This window comes from Afipia sp. GAS231 (assembly GCF_900103365.1).
Classification (GTDB): Bacteria; Pseudomonadota; Alphaproteobacteria; order Rhizobiales; family Xanthobacteraceae; genus Bradyrhizobium.
In genome coordinates, this window is record NZ_LT629703.1 from 1,199,673 (window position 1) to 1,213,014 (window position 13,342).

At 63.1% G+C, this 13,342-nt stretch carries 19 protein-coding genes; 8 read left to right on the forward strand and 11 right to left on the reverse strand.

Annotated features, from left to right (window positions below; genetic code table 11):
- Positions 1–15: 15 nt before the first annotated feature.
- The gene (gene flgC / locus BLS26_RS05780) at positions 16–441 is read right to left on the reverse strand and encodes a flagellar basal body rod protein FlgC (protein ID WP_079587542.1); all 426 of its coding nucleotides are present in this window, start codon (positions 439–441) and stop codon (positions 16–18) included.
- 26 nt (positions 442–467) lie between these two features.
- Entirely contained in the window at positions 468–878 is a 411-nt protein-coding gene (flgB, locus tag BLS26_RS05785) for a flagellar basal body rod protein FlgB (RefSeq protein WP_092509215.1), read from the reverse strand.
- Between the two features lie 392 nt (positions 879–1,270).
- On the opposite strand from flgB, the gene BLS26_RS05790 reads away from it, so the two are divergent.
- The 3 genes from BLS26_RS05790 to BLS26_RS05800 are packed head-to-tail and all read left to right on the forward strand — an operon-like array spanning position 1,271 to position 4,140.
- Positions 1,271–2,218 (forward strand): flagellar biosynthetic protein FliO, encoded by a 948-nt coding sequence (locus tag BLS26_RS05790; RefSeq protein WP_092509217.1) that lies wholly within the window; start codon positions 1,271–1,273, stop codon positions 2,216–2,218.
- Complete coding sequence (gene fliP, locus BLS26_RS05795) at positions 2,215–2,973, forward strand: flagellar type III secretion system pore protein FliP (RefSeq protein WP_092509219.1); 759 nt, start codon at positions 2,215–2,217, stop codon at positions 2,971–2,973. Before BLS26_RS05790 ends, fliP begins: the two co-directional genes overlap by 4 nt.
- An 18-nt stretch (positions 2,974–2,991) precedes the next feature.
- Entirely contained in the window at positions 2,992–4,140 is a 1,149-nt protein-coding gene (locus tag BLS26_RS05800) for an aminotransferase class V-fold PLP-dependent enzyme (protein ID WP_092509221.1), read from the forward strand.
- Here the strand turns inward: BLS26_RS05800 and BLS26_RS05805 are convergent.
- Positions 4,137–5,165 carry a sensor domain-containing diguanylate cyclase gene (locus BLS26_RS05805; protein ID WP_244541852.1) on the reverse strand — a complete coding sequence of 343 codons (1,029 nt, stop codon included), beginning with the start codon at positions 5,163–5,165 and terminating at the stop codon, positions 4,137–4,139. The genes BLS26_RS05800 and BLS26_RS05805 overlap by 4 nt on opposite strands.
- Positions 5,166–5,525: 360 nt before the next feature.
- Here BLS26_RS05805 and BLS26_RS37040 point away from each other — a divergent pair, with 360 nt between their 5' ends.
- Complete coding sequence (locus tag BLS26_RS37040; RefSeq protein ID WP_256385913.1) at positions 5,526–5,654, forward strand: hypothetical protein; 129 nt, start codon at positions 5,526–5,528, stop codon at positions 5,652–5,654.
- Between the two features lie 18 nt (positions 5,655–5,672).
- Here BLS26_RS37040 and BLS26_RS05815 read toward each other — a convergent pair whose 3' ends face one another.
- Together BLS26_RS05815 and BLS26_RS05820 are read right to left on the reverse strand one after the other, a co-directional pair.
- Positions 5,673–6,071: a DoxX family protein gene (locus BLS26_RS05815; RefSeq protein WP_092509228.1), complete on the reverse strand. Its 399-nt coding sequence runs from the start codon at positions 6,069–6,071 to the stop codon at positions 5,673–5,675.
- A gap of 25 nt (positions 6,072–6,096) precedes the next feature.
- Complete coding sequence (locus BLS26_RS05820) at positions 6,097–6,771, reverse strand: hypothetical protein (RefSeq protein WP_157676321.1); 675 nt, start codon at positions 6,769–6,771, stop codon at positions 6,097–6,099.
- Positions 6,772–6,862: 91 nt separating this feature from the next.
- Between BLS26_RS05820 and BLS26_RS05825 the strand changes: the two genes are divergently transcribed.
- Entirely contained in the window at positions 6,863–7,531 is a 669-nt protein-coding gene (locus BLS26_RS05825; protein WP_157676323.1) for a TetR/AcrR family transcriptional regulator, read from the forward strand.
- A gap of 75 nt (positions 7,532–7,606) precedes the next feature.
- The gene (locus BLS26_RS05830) at positions 7,607–7,903 is read left to right on the forward strand and encodes a copper-binding protein (protein WP_092509234.1); all 297 of its coding nucleotides are present in this window, start codon (positions 7,607–7,609) and stop codon (positions 7,901–7,903) included.
- A gap of 276 nt (positions 7,904–8,179) precedes the next feature.
- Here the strand turns inward: BLS26_RS05830 and BLS26_RS05835 are convergent, their stop codons facing one another.
- Positions 8,180–8,446, reverse strand: coding sequence for a hypothetical protein (locus BLS26_RS05835; protein ID WP_157676325.1), 267 nt, complete (start codon positions 8,444–8,446; stop codon positions 8,180–8,182).
- A gap of 620 nt (positions 8,447–9,066) precedes the next feature.
- Between BLS26_RS05835 and BLS26_RS05845 the strand changes: the two genes are divergently transcribed.
- Positions 9,067–10,140: a sensor histidine kinase gene (locus tag BLS26_RS05845; protein WP_244541853.1), complete on the forward strand. Its 1,074-nt coding sequence runs from the start codon at positions 9,067–9,069 to the stop codon at positions 10,138–10,140.
- 126 nt (positions 10,141–10,266) lie between these two features.
- On the opposite strand, the gene BLS26_RS05850 is transcribed toward BLS26_RS05845, so the two are convergent.
- Both BLS26_RS05850 and BLS26_RS05855 read right to left on the reverse strand, forming a co-directional pair.
- A complete protein-coding gene (locus BLS26_RS05850; RefSeq protein ID WP_092509242.1) occupies positions 10,267–10,500 on the reverse strand; it encodes a hypothetical protein in 234 nt (77 codons plus the stop codon).
- A gap of 127 nt (positions 10,501–10,627) precedes the next feature.
- Complete coding sequence (locus BLS26_RS05855) at positions 10,628–10,885, reverse strand: DUF1488 family protein (protein WP_244541854.1); 258 nt, start codon at positions 10,883–10,885, stop codon at positions 10,628–10,630.
- A 366-nt stretch (positions 10,886–11,251) separates the two neighbouring features.
- On the opposite strand from BLS26_RS05855, the gene BLS26_RS05860 reads away from it, so the two are divergent.
- Entirely contained in the window at positions 11,252–12,085 is an 834-nt protein-coding gene (locus tag BLS26_RS05860; protein WP_092509246.1) for an SDR family NAD(P)-dependent oxidoreductase, read from the forward strand.
- Positions 12,086–12,122: 37 nt separating this feature from the next.
- Here BLS26_RS05860 and BLS26_RS05865 read toward each other — a convergent pair whose 3' ends face one another.
- Genes BLS26_RS05865 through BLS26_RS05875 form a run of 3 tightly spaced genes read right to left on the reverse strand, consistent with a single transcriptional unit; the run spans position 12,123 to position 13,339 of the window.
- Positions 12,123–12,518 (reverse strand): hypothetical protein, encoded by a 396-nt coding sequence (locus tag BLS26_RS05865; RefSeq protein WP_092509248.1) that lies wholly within the window; start codon positions 12,516–12,518, stop codon positions 12,123–12,125.
- Between the two features lie 19 nt (positions 12,519–12,537).
- On the reverse strand, positions 12,538–12,729 hold the full coding sequence (locus BLS26_RS05870) for a hypothetical protein (RefSeq protein WP_092509250.1): 192 nt from the start codon (positions 12,727–12,729) through the stop codon (positions 12,538–12,540).
- Between the two features lie 19 nt (positions 12,730–12,748).
- A complete protein-coding gene (locus BLS26_RS05875) occupies positions 12,749–13,339 on the reverse strand; it encodes a 3-phenylpropionate/cinnamic acid dioxygenase subunit beta (RefSeq protein ID WP_092509252.1) in 591 nt (196 codons plus the stop codon).
- Positions 13,340–13,342 lie beyond the last annotated feature (3 nt).

The window sequence follows — 13,342 nt, forward strand, 5'->3', positions numbered from 1 at the left end:
TTCTATGGTTCCTGTTCAGGCCTTGAGGATGTCGAGCGTGCGTTGGATCATGCGGCGCGTGGCGCTGATGATGTTGAGGTTGGCTTCGTAGGACCGCTGCGCCTCGCGCATGTCGGTCATTTCGATCAGCGGATTGACGTTGGGATATTTGACGTTGCCCTGGGCGTCGGCGGCCGGGTTGCTCGGCTCGTATTTGACGCGAAACGCCGACTGGTCCGGGCGCACCTTGCCGAGCGTCACCACCTTGGCGTCCAGCGTGCGATCGAGCGCGGACGAGAAGGTCGGCACCTTGCGGCGGTAGGGATCGCCCGAAGCGGTCTGCGCGGTGGAATCCGCGTTCGCGATGTTTTCCGAGATCACCCGCATCCGTCCGGCCTGCGCCCGCAGGCCTGACGTCGCGATGCTCATCGAGCGGGCGAAGTCACTTGCATCATCTGCCATGGTCCGGTTCCCCTAAGCGTCGCGCGTCAGCGCTTGCCGATCGCGGTCTTGAGCATTCCGAGGCTGCGCGTGTAGAGCGAGGCGGCGGCCGCGTAGTCCATCTGGTTGGCGGAGACCTTCAGCATCTGGTCTTCGAGATTGACGGCATTGCCGGCGGGCTTGGTCAGGAAACCGCTCTTGCCGCCGTCGCCGTTGAAGCTCTGTGCGCCGCCGGCGGCGCCGATATGGGTTGCGCTGGTGCGCATCATCGGCAGCGACCCAAATCCCCCGCCGACCGCGGAACCGGCCCGGTCGAATTTCGGCTCGACCAGGTCGCTCGGCTTGAAGTTCGGGGTATTGGCGTTGGAAATGTTTTCGGCGAGCACCCGCTGGCGCTCCTGATGCCACTGCATCTTGGTGCGCAGCGCCGACAGGATCGGAAGATCGTTGATGGCCATGGCTGACGGATCTCCGTTAACCTCTGGCCACGCCCGAGGTAGGCAGAATTTGCCCGGTGTATGGTTAACGGTCGGTTAAAATTGCCGATTCCCGGTAGGGACAAAGCGCGATGCCCGCGGCCGGCAACAAAACGAGCGCATTTTCGCCACGAAAGCTGCGTTAACCAGCAAAAGCCAACGCTGGCGGGGCATTCAGAAGTCGTTTTGGATCAAGCGATTCTTGGTCTATTAATTAACGAGCGGCAGCGCTTGCCGTCGGGAATTAAGAAATAAGGCTGATCTCGGGCGTGATTCGCCGGGATTGATCGCTTCGGGGCACGACCCCGATGAGCGGGAAATTTCCAGGCGTCATGCTCACATGGTGAGAATGACGCGTGGCTGGGGACACAAGTATGCAGACACTGACATTCCTGTTCGCGTTCATCGCCGTTCTGGCGCTGATTGGCGTGGCCGCCTGGCTGGTTCGCCGCTTCGCCACCAACCGCCTCGGTGCCAACACCAACCGCGGGCGGATGCCGCGGCTGGCCGTGATCGACGCTGCCGCCGTGGACGGCCGCCGCCGCCTGGTGCTGGTCCGGCGTGACAATGTCGAGCATCTCTTGATGATCGGCGGTCCGAGCGACATCGTGGTCGAACCCAATATCGTCCGCGCCATTCCCGGCCGCGACCAGATGGCGCCCCGCCCCGCAGTCGCCGGCGATGTGCCGCCGCGGATCGCGCCGCTGCCCGATGCCAACTGGAACGAAGAGGCCGCAAGATCCGACCTGAGATCTGCCGATGCCTTCGAGCATCATGCCGAGCCGCAGATGCCGGAGCCGCCACCGCGCCCCGCCCGCCCCCCGTTTGCCGACGAAGTCCGCCGCCCGGCGCCGCCACCGATGCCGGAGCGCCGCAGCGATCGCGCCGATCCTTTGGCAGGGTTCGGGCCCGAGCCAATGGGCGTCCGTCCCGAACCCCGGCCCGAGCCGACGCCGCCGCGCCTGACCCGCACCGAACCGCTGATGCCCCGCCCGCAACGCGCCAGCGAGCCGCCCAAGGAAACCTTCAAGGCGCCGCCGCCGGTCCGCGCGCCCGAACGCGCCATCGCACCACCGCCTCCTCCGCCGCCGGCGCCTGCCCCCGCGCAGTCGAGCGCCGACCAGAATCTCGCCGAGATGGCGCAGCGGCTCGAAGCTGCCTTGCGCCGGCCGGCCGAACCGGCACCGCCAGTCGCCCCCGAGCCGCCGCCGGTGCGGGCCGCGCGCCCCGAAGCGCCCGCCCCCGCGCCGCAGAAGAGCGGCTTTGAGAATCTGGAAGACGAGATGGCATCACTGCTGGGCCGTCCGAAGTCCCCTTCGTGAGATCGGCGACTTTCCCGCGTAGAGTATTTTTATTTGTTGTAAGCCTGATAGCCGCCGGATCGCTCGCCGATCCGGCGATGGCGCAGGATATCAGCATCAATCTCGGCCAGGGCAATGGCGGCGTCACCGAGCGCGCGATCCAGTTGATCGCGCTGTTGACGGTGCTCTCGATCGCGCCGTCGATCCTGATCATGATGACGTCGTTCACGCGCATCGTCGTCGTGCTGTCGCTGCTAAGGACAGCGTTGGGCACCGCGACAGCGCCGCCGAACTCCGTGATCATTGCGCTGGCGATGTTTTTGACCGCCTTCGTGATGGGCCCGGTGCTGCAAAAGTCCTATGACGACGGCATCAAGCCGCTGGTCGCCAATCAGATCGGCGTCGAGGAAGCGTTGCAGAAGGCTTCAGTGCCGCTGCGCGGCTTCATGCAGAAGAACGTCCGCGAAAAGGACCTGAAACTGTTCATGGACCTGTCCGGCGAGCCGCCGCCGGCGACACCGGAAGATATGTCGCTGCGCATTCTCGTTCCCGCCTTCATGATCTCGGAACTGAAGCGCGCCTTTGAAATCGGCTTCCTGCTGTTCCTCCCCTTCCTGATCATCGACCTCGTGGTCGCCTCCGTGCTGATGTCGATGGGCATGATGATGCTGCCGCCGGTGGTGGTGTCGCTGCCGTTCAAGCTGATCTTCTTCGTGCTGGTCGACGGCTGGTCGCTGGTGGCGGGGAGCCTGGTGCAGAGTTACGGCGGCGGATAGAGGCGGATAGAGGCAGACATGCTGGCGTCGCAACGCGAATGGTTCGATGTGCCGCGCGATATCTGCTACCTCAACTCGGCCTCCTACAGCCCGTTGCCGCTGCGAACGCTGGAAGCCGGTCGCGCCGCGGTCGGCCGCAAGGGCAGGCCCTGGACGCTCGACGCTGATTTCGCGCGTCGCCAGCACGAGCGCGCCCGCACCGCCGCCGCCCGCCTGATCAACGCCGATCCCGCCGACGTCGCTTTGATCCCCTCGATCAGCTACGGCGTCGCGACTGCCGCGAAGCTCGTCACGATTGCCCGTGGCAGCCGCGTCATCGTGCTGGAAAATGATCATTCGTCGCCGGTGCTGGAATGGCATCATCGCGCCGAAGCCCAGGGCTTCACTGTCGAGACCGTGCGCCAGCCCGACGACGGCGACTGGACCGCGGCCGTTCTCGCGGTGATCGAACGATCCGGCGCGCCGCCCGTGGCCCTCGCATCGATCTCGTCGGTGCACTGGTCGGACGGCGGGCTGATCGACCTCGAACAGGTCACCGCGGCATTGCGGCGGCAAGGCGCCCTGTTCCTGATCGACGCAACGCAGAGCGCCGGCGTGCTGCCGATGGACGTCAAACGCCTCGACCCGGATTTTGTGCTGTTCCCGACCTACAAATGGCTGATCGGCCCCTATGGCCGCGCCTTTCTCTATGTCGCGCGACGCCATCAGGGCGGCATCCCGCTGGAGCAAACGGCCGCAGCCCGCCGCAACGTGCGCGCCGAGAACGAGGTCTATTTCACCGACCTCGCCTATGTCGGCGACGCCAGACGCTTCGACATGGGCGAGCGCGATCATTTCATTTCGCTGGAGATGGCCGCGATCGGCATGGAGATGGTCGCCGAATGGGGCGCAGCCGCCATCTCAGAACGCCTTGCCATGCTGACCGGTGGGATCGAGGACCGATTGCGCAGTCTCGGCGCCCGTGTTCTTGAGCGCCGGCTGCGGGCACCGCACATCCTGTGCCTTGGCTTTGCAAAGGGAATGCCGAAAGGGCTGGTCGAAGGACTGGCCGATGACGGCGTCTACGTCGCGGCGCGCCTTGGCCGCCTGCGGGTCTCGCCGCACGTCTTCAACGACGAAGCCGACACGGAGCGTTTCGTTACCACCCTGACTCGGCGGCTACGCTAACGCGTGCGAACCTTGCGCGCCGCGCGAGGTGCGACGCCTGGCGTGCAGCTGAAGGCTGCGAGGGCGTTATCGGCCGAGAGCACGCGGTCGCGGCCCGAGTGTTTTGCCGCGTAGAGCGCCTGGTCGGCCCTTGCCACCAGAAGCTCGGAACTCATGTCTTCCGCCGGCACTTCGGTGGCCACGCCGATGCTGAGCGTCACATGGGAACCCGCGGCTGCAGCACCGTGCGCCAGCCGCAAACGGCAGATCGCCTCGCGCAGCCGCTCGGCCGCATCGAGGGCTATGCCATGCGCGCTGTCGGGCATCAGCACCGCAAATTCCTCGCCGCCATATCGGGCGGCGACATCGGCGGGCCGGAAGCCGGCGGCCATCGCAGCGCCAACCCCGCGCAGACAGTCGTCGCCCTTCTGGTGGCCGTGCAGGTCGTTGTAGAGCTTGAAATGGTCGACATCGACCAGCAGCAGCGACAGCGGCGACCGCGTCCGTTGCGCGCGCGCCCATTCGATCGCAAGCGCCTGATCGAACGACCGCCGGTTGGCGAGGCCGGTCAGCCCGTCACTAGAGGCCAGCGCCTTCAGCGCCGATTCCGCGCGCTTCTGGTCGGTCATGTCGCGCAGCGTTTCGACAACCGCGATCAGCCTTCCGTCTTCGTCATGGATCGGACCGGCGTCGATCGCGAGATAAAGCTGATTGCCGAGCTTCGGCATCACGCACCAGTTCTCGGCGCTTAGGCCGAGCCCATGCGTGGACACCGTGAACTCCGGATAAAGGCTGCTGAGCAGATCAGACCGCTCGTTCGCCACCAGGTCGGCGAGGCAAAACCGTTTCTCTGTATAGAAAGCACGCCAGTGCTTCTTGGTGCCGATCACGTCGGCGGCGGCAACGCCGGTCAGACGCTCGCACGCCCGGTTCCAGACCACGACCTCGCGCTGCGGATTGAGCACGAAGGTCGGCACGACGAGATGCTGCATCAACCGGACGGCATAGGATTGCGCCACCTCGGATGGTTTCGTGGTCCGTTGCACGGCAGGCCCCTTTTGCTCGTGACATCGGCGATGGACCCCGGCCCTTGGTGAGCTCTTTTGCCGTCGCGGCGTTTCCTTCTGATACGAACGTAGGGGGGACAAGTGGAATTCACGTTAGAATAACCGGTTACCAAGCCGTAAAATTTGAAGACTTGGCCGGCCGTCCCGCGGCCGCCGGCGCAAAGCCTCTTGCTGCACTGCAGGTGCCTCTGCTTGTCACGGCCGCGTGAGCTGGTTTCGTCGGGCCGCGGCGAAGAAACCGACCGGGCGGACGAAGAAACCATTTTTGCCGGCCCGCGAAGACATCCGGAAATCATGATCTGGCAACCTGAGCGCAATGATCAACGATGGAGTTCGATCATGCTGGCCGAGAAATTCTTCTTAGTGCTCGAGGCGCTCAAGCGCAGCACCCATGACGACGGAAGCCCGAGGGTCATCAGCACCTCGCCGCACGTCCCGGTCAAATTGCCGATCGAGACGGCGAAGTAACTTCGCGCTTCAGCAGTCTCAGCGGTTTGCGGCCGCAGCGATGGCGCCGAGATCGGCTGCCTTTGACGCGACCGAGGCGTGAGCCGCGATCACCATCAGCGCACCTGCGATCGCGAGGTCCTTGATGAACAGCGTTCGCTCAGCCTTGTCGGCCAGATTGAGGTGAAAGCCGAACGCGGTTGCCAAACAAAACAACGCCAGCGCTCCGGCCGAGAACGGCAGCCGCCAGCCGAGCAGAAGTGCGACGCCGGCACCCAATTCCAGCAAAATCACCAGCGGCAGCAACAGCCCCGGAATGTGGTGCTCGGCCATATGGTCGAGGAACGGCTGCGGGCCGGCGATCTTCGCCGCACCTGCGAGAATGAACAACAGCGCCAGCAGGCTGCGTCCGGCGATGGTCACGATGGTGGCACTCATGGCAGTTCTCCCTGATGACCGGGCTCTAGTTCCCGGCTGGCGCTGACTTGTTGGCTTGCGAAAAGAACAGGATTGCCGACAGGATGAAGGCGAACACGAAGAAGACCGTTCGTCCGAGCACCAGCGCCTTGGCCTGCTCGACCGGCATCACCGAGATCAGCACCCCGCAGGGAATGTAGGCCCACAGCGCGATCGCGATGGCGCGGCCGAGTTTTCCGAATTGCAGGAAGCCGAACGAGAACAGCAGGACACCGAGATAGCTGGCGTGAAACTTGATGGCGGAAGCGATCATCTGCAGCTGGCCTTCGGCGGCCGACAGCGGCAATCCTTCCTCTATCGAATGGACCATGGTCATGATGTGATGGTTCTCGAACGAATCGAGCAGCACTGTCAGCATCAGCGCGGCGAGCGCGACCCCGAGCAGTCGCGGGTCCAGCATGCCGCGCAGCCGGGCGGCCAGCACCGCAAAAAACGCCCCGTAGAAAACCATGAAGAGATTGTCGAGGCCGAGATTGAGCCGCAGCCCGAATGCAGCAAGGGGGGCTGCCAGATGCGCGCTGTAGGCTTCGACCGCGCGCGCCGACTGGAAGAAGTCCTGCGAACTGCGCGTGGTGAGAATGCCGGCCACCATGAACGCGACCGTCAGCGCGGCAAGCGCCGCCAGGATGGCCAGGGTCCGGTCCAGCGCACGGGTCTCCATGATATGTGTCCTTGTTCTGCTGCCCTCCCATTTCAGATATCATATGCTATCTGAATATCAAGTGATATCTTTAATTCAGGAACGTCCGCCCATGCCGAGGTTGAATCGCGAGGAAAGTCAGGCCCGTACAAGGGAGCTGCTGATCGCGGCCGCGCGCAGCGAGATCGTCAAAAAGGGATTTGCCCTCGCCTCGGTGCGCGACATCGCCGACGCAGCCGGGTTTTCGCAAGGCGCCTTCTACTCGAATTTTCCCGACAAGGAGGCGATCCTGCTCGAACTGGTGCGGCAGCACCAGACCGAGGAACGCGCCCGGATCGAGACGGCGCTGAAGAGCGCGGAAGGCGACGCCGCTTCCGCGATGGCGGGCATCGAAAAATGGTCGACCACCGTCAATTCCGATCCCGGCTTTGCCGTGCTCGCGATCGAGCTGCAGCTCCAGGCGCTGCGCAGCCCGGGCTTCGCAGCAACCTATAACGAACTGAACCGCAAGCACCGCCGCGCTTTGGGCGGCTTCGTCACCGCGCTGTTCGAGCTGTTCGGCAAGACGGTTCCGGGCGAGCCTGCCGAAATCGCGGCGAGCTTCATCGCGCTCGGCCGTGGCCTCGCGCTGCTGTCGGCCGATGTCGAGCCAAAGCGCAGCGGCCAGATCATCATGACCTTTCTGAAAGCGCTAATCGCATCGGCGCCACCGGCCGCAGGCGCCCCCTCCTCCACGCCAAAGCCGGCGTCCAGGACCAAATCGCCGGGAAAGCGCGCCTGAAGATCTTGATCTCCCGCCGGAACCAATCCGGCGCACCCCGAGTTATCGCCAATACCTCAACGCCGGGAGTGTGCCATGAAGCTTGCCACCATCATGATCGCCGGTACGGCTGCCCTCTGCATCATCAGTTCATCCGCATTTGCGCAGGAGACGCTGACGGGAACCGTGACCAGGATCGATCGTCTCAAGGGCACCGTCGCTATTCAGCAGACCCAAAGCGGCACCGTCGGCGCAGGAGGCGGCAGCGCGGCGGAAGAATTCAAGGTCCAGAACGCCGCATCGTTGGACACCGTGCACGCCGGTGACAGGGTCAACTTTTCCACGATCGGTACCGGCGCGACCAAAACCATTACCAAGCTCGAGCGGCGCTGACACCGAATAGCTGATATTGCCACCTCGGTTGAGAAACGAGTGAGGCGCTGAAAATCGTTCGTCATGGCCGGGCACAGCCGTCCAAAGGACGGCGTCGCTTACGCTCGCCTATGCCCGGCCATCCACGCCTTTCCCCGCTGCGAGCTGCAAAGACGTGGATGCCCGGCACCCGGCTCCGCCAAGGCTTCGCCGCGGCTTTTGTCTGTCGCGGCTCGCCGAAGCTTTAGCGTAGGCGGCAAGGCCGGGCATGACGACGTATATGATTGTGATCTTTTCTTACCGTTCTAGCGACGCGCGGATTTCCGCGAGCGCCTCGTCGTAATATTCGTGCAGCTTCCGGGACCGTTGCGCTTGCACCTGGAGTCTTCCGGCGCGGATCGCAGGCTCGTCGCGGTCGACATCGAATTTTTCGGCAGGTGAAGGACGCGATGCCGCAGCCTTCTTCGCTTCCTTTTTCGTTTCCTTGTTAGCTTCCTTGTTAGCTTCCTTGGCAACCGTCAACGCACCACGCCCCGATTTATCACGACCGTCGGTAGAAACCATTTTCGCACGCCTCACAAATTGCAGATCCGGCCTGGATTGAATCCTGTCGGCCGTCTCCCGGGTAGCGCGCTGGCGTTTTGACTTTGGCCCACACAGTGTGTTGCGAGGACGCCCGCGGCTGGCCGATTTGGTGGCAAAAGATGGCGCGGGCGGTGGCGCAATGTGAGCGGCGCGGCGGCGGCACCTCGTAGTCATACGGACTATTTTTCCATGATTAAGATGCAATCCGACAGCATCTTCGCGGCATGTTCCTTTGCCAGCGTCAGTGATTCCGCATGATGCCCCGACCGCTCAAGGAAAAAAGCCTGTCGCCGCGCTGCGAAACCTGCGGACGCGACACCGCCCGCCTGGGAAAGCTGCCCCGGATCGGATTGCGCCCTCTCGTCCACGTCTACAAGTGCAAGACCTGCAACCAGATCGTGTCAGTCGAACCGGAAAAACAGCGGGATGGAACGGCACCGGCTTGAACCGGTGGCGAATATTCACGCCATGAAGTGCGCCGGAGCGCTCAAAGACCCCGCCCGGCGGCGACCGAATCCCTGCTCTACCTGGCACGTTCATCTGTAGTACGGTGATGCCGCTGCGTGTTAAGGGCGTGGGCTATGGGCAGGGTCGAACCGGTGAATGACTTTTTGGCCGGCGGCGGCGAGATGGGCGCGTTGACGCGGGCATTCGACTGGTCAAGCACCTCCCTTGGTCCGCCTGAGACATGGCCGCAAAGCCTCCGCGTGACGGTGCGCCTCGTCCTCAATTCGGGCCACCCGATGTTCATCTGGTGGGGGCCGGAACTGATCCAGTTCTACAACGACGCCTATCGCGCGACGATGGGTCCCGAGCGGCATCCGAGCGCGCTGGGCGCGCGCGGACGGGAATGCTGGGACGAGATCTGGGACATCATCGGTCCCCAGATCGAGTACGTCATGACCGGCAAGGGATCGACCTGGCATGTCGACCAGTTGGTGCCGGTCACGCGTCACGGCCGCCGCGAGGATGTGTGGTGGACCTACAGCTACGGGCCGATCGACCTCGACGGCAAGGTCGGCGGCGTGCTCGTCGTCTGCAACGATGTCACCTCGGAGCATCGGGCGCGGGAAGCGCTCGACCTCGCCAACCACGAACTGCAGCACCGCGTCAAAAACACCCTTGCGGTTCTCAGCGCCGTGGCGGCCCAGACGTTTCGCGACGCCGCGAGCAAATCAGCACTTGAAATCTATCAGGGAAGGCTCGCGGCATTCGGACGGGCGCACGACCTCTTGACCGCCTCGCACTGGATTGAAGCGCCGCTGCACGAGGTGGTCCGGACCGCGCTGGCACCGTATCGGACCGGCGAAGGCCGCTTCGAAATTTTGGGGCCGCCGACCATCGTCAGATCCCGCCAAGCGCTTTCGCTGTCGCTGGCGATCCACGAACTTGCGACCAATGCGATCAAATACGGTGCGCTGAGCGGTCCCGCCGGACGCATATCGATCACATGGGAAAACACCGACCTCGATGGCGAGCCCCATTTCGTTTTCACCTGGCAGGAGACCGGCGGTCCTGCGGTATCGCCCCCCTCAGGCACCGGGTTTGGATCGCGGCTGATCACCCGCGTGCTGAAGGACGACTTCAACGGGACCGTTGAACTCTCCTATGAACCGCCAGGTCTGCGCTGTCGCTTGACGACGCCGGTCAAGAATATCGAGACCGCAGACTAGAGCGTTTTCCAGCGAGGCGGAAACCGGTTCGCGTCAGGAAAACGCGTCAAATCAAAAATCTAGAGCCCCGTTCCGATTCCATCGGAACGAAAAAGGCTCTCAGCATTGGCGTCCGTCAGCGCAGCCTCACCCCACCGCATATTGCTTGCTGAGGTGGTCGCCGACCTGAACCAGCATCGCGACGCATTCAGGATAGCCGGGCTTTGCGACGGTGGCGGCATCGGCGCTGGCGCGGAATTCCCAGCTATCGCCGTCGCGGATCACAGAGATTTGGATGCCGTCGGGACAGTCGGCGTGGACCTTGAGTTCGGCCCGCGCCATCGCGATCAATTCGGCCTCAGACTTGACGGGCTTGCTCATGGTTCCCCCGGGCTTCGTTCAGATGCTGCAAAGCCTCAGGTTGCCGGTTTGCCCGGCATCTGTCGAGGGGACGAAGCATGCGCTGCCGCGTCGCAGCGAAAAGTCTCGGGACCCGCTTCGATATTGGCTATTTGTGGATGTGCTTGGTGAAAATCCGCACCGCATAACCTTTGAAGCGGGGCGCTTCGTCATAGATCTCGGAGGCGATACCCTCGACGGCGTCCCTCAGGGCCAGAAACTGCGCCTGCCGGGCGATGCTCTCCGTACCCTTGACGCCGGCCAGTTCGTCCATCGCGGCGTCGCTGATCTGGCACTCGACCGTCTCGCCGTTGTTCTCGCTCAGCATCGTGAACTTGAATGCCAGCCGCTCGTCATCGTACCCCACGATTTTGTTCCGGATCAGCGGCATCGGTCGGCAAGCTCTCATGCGGCCGGAAAAACAGTCGCCCCGGTTCCGATATAGCACAAGACGCGCATTCGCCCAGCAGGCCGCGGAACGACCGGATGGCAGTCGCTTAGATCCGTGCGCTCATAAGCTGTCAATCCGGGATGCCCGCAATCCCGTCGCTACCGAGGGAAGACCGGACATGGCCCGAAAGTCCGATTCGGTAGCGATTGACCCCGAGCGGACATTGCGAACTCGATGGACACATCCCGGTTTTAGCCCATAGACTCTCCGCATTCGCCGCGCTTTCATTACAAGAAACAAACGCAACCGTATTTCCCGACATGTTTCTGACTAGGACTCGCCATGCAAGAGCTTCACGGAAAAGTTGCGGTGATTACAGGTGCGGCCAGTGGATTTGGTCGTGAATTTGCGATCCGTTGCGCCGACGAAGGAATGAAGGTTGTTCTCACAGATATCGATACGGGTGGCTTAGGTACCACCGTCGCGCTGCTCAAGCCTGGCACAGAGTCGCTCGTGACTGGCAGCGATGTCTCCAGTGCCGACAGCATTGAGCATCTGGCAAGGTCGACATACGACCGCTTCGGCGCATGCCACCTGCTCTTCAACAACGCGGGCGTGGGAACGGCGGGGCCGATCTGGACGGCCACGCTCGACGACTGGAAGTGGACGTTGGGTATCAACGTGATGGGCGTGGTTCACGGGTTGCGCAGCTTCGTGCCGCGCATGCTGGCGCAAAAGGAAGAATCTTACATCGTCAACACAGCCTCCGCAGCGGGGCTGCTTGCGCCCCCGGGCTCCGGCGTCTATGCCGCAAGCAAACACGCCGTGGTCGCGATCACGGAATGCCTTCACCACGAGCTGCGCGGCCAGAATGCGCCTATCGGCGTTTCCGTGCTGTGCCCCGCATTTGTTGATACCGGGATATCGAACTCCGAACGCAACCGGCCCGCGGAACTCGCGGACTCCAATCCGGAAGCGGAACGGTACTCGGAGCGCATCAGACAGGCGATCAAATCAGGAAGGCTGTCCGCCGCCGACATCGCAAAGATCACCATCGACGCGGTGAAGGACGGGCGCTTCTATATTCTGCCGCACCCGAACGTGAAAATCGCGTTGGAAATCAGGATGAAGGATGTTCTGTTGGATCGGCAGCCGACCAATACATCGCAGCGCTGACGCCGCAGATTTTCCGCAATCGCTCATCGCCCAGGCGTTACCGGCGGGTGACGAGAAAATCGTCGGTGAACTCGCCGCGCGACACCCTGACCGGGATTTCGCCCTCGCTGCCGAGCTCCAGAATTTCGGAGCCGGATTTGATGTCTCGCTCCGACAAAATCTCAATGCGCTCCGCGATCCGCTCGGCCTGCCAGGGCGTCAGCTTCCAGGCGAAACGTCCGCCGAGATCGCGCATGCCGAAGCCGTCGTCGGCCGGCGTGAGCACCAGCGCGTCGCGCGACGTAGCGCCGGGAATCCGCTCCGCCACCGCTGTAGGCATCGGGTTTTCGGCGAAACGCCGCAGCAGCCGCGCCAGCGCGGCCAGATCCGGGCCCTCACCGAGAAACAGAAAGAGCGGATGAAAATCGCTCGGCATGTACTCGTAACGCAGCATATCGACTGTCCCGCCGTTGTCAGCTCAGTATCTTGACGATGTCCTGCGCATGGCAAAGCTCGACGGCGCCGACTTCCGCGGGGCGGCCGGGCGACTCCAGATAGCGGACCTGCAGCCACTGGCCATCTGCCATGTTCTCCGTCACTTCGGCGACCACGCCGTCCCCCAGCTTCAGCCTCGTTCCCACCGCAACAGCCGTGACATCGATCATTTCGGCTTCCCCGACCCGTTCAGAAAAACGTGGTCAGATTTTTGGCCAGCAGAATGCTCTGTTCAAGCAATATCTCGCGTCTGGCGATCTTCCAGCCCTTGTCAGTGAGGCGCAACGTGTCGTGGCGGCGCCCGACAAAGGTGTAGGTCTCGTATTCGACCCGGTTCTGGTAGACCAGAAAGCGCGAGGTGACATCGAGTTCGCGCGCGTCGCCGATCTCTGGCCGCGCAGCCTTGATCTGCACGTTGCTGACCATGTGGGTGATCCGCGACAGCGGCTCTTCGGCATAGTGGACGCCGGTCAGGATCTGATCGACGCGCTTGGTGAGCGTCCATTTGTCTTCATCGAACCAGCTGATGCCCTCGCCCTGTCGGGTGTTCTCGCGCGCGGCCTGCTGGCCGAACTTCACATTGCGCCGGATCGGCATGAAATAGCAGATGTCTTCGGCGAGCAGGTCGAGCCACTCCCGAAAGCGGCGCTCGTCGAGCAAGTCGGCCTCTTGGTAATAGAAATCCTCGACATCGGCCTTCAGCCGGTAATAGGCCGCCGATCTTTCGATCGAGGAATTCGCGGCCGGTAGCCGCTTCTGATCTTCAATGGTCGCCGTCATGGC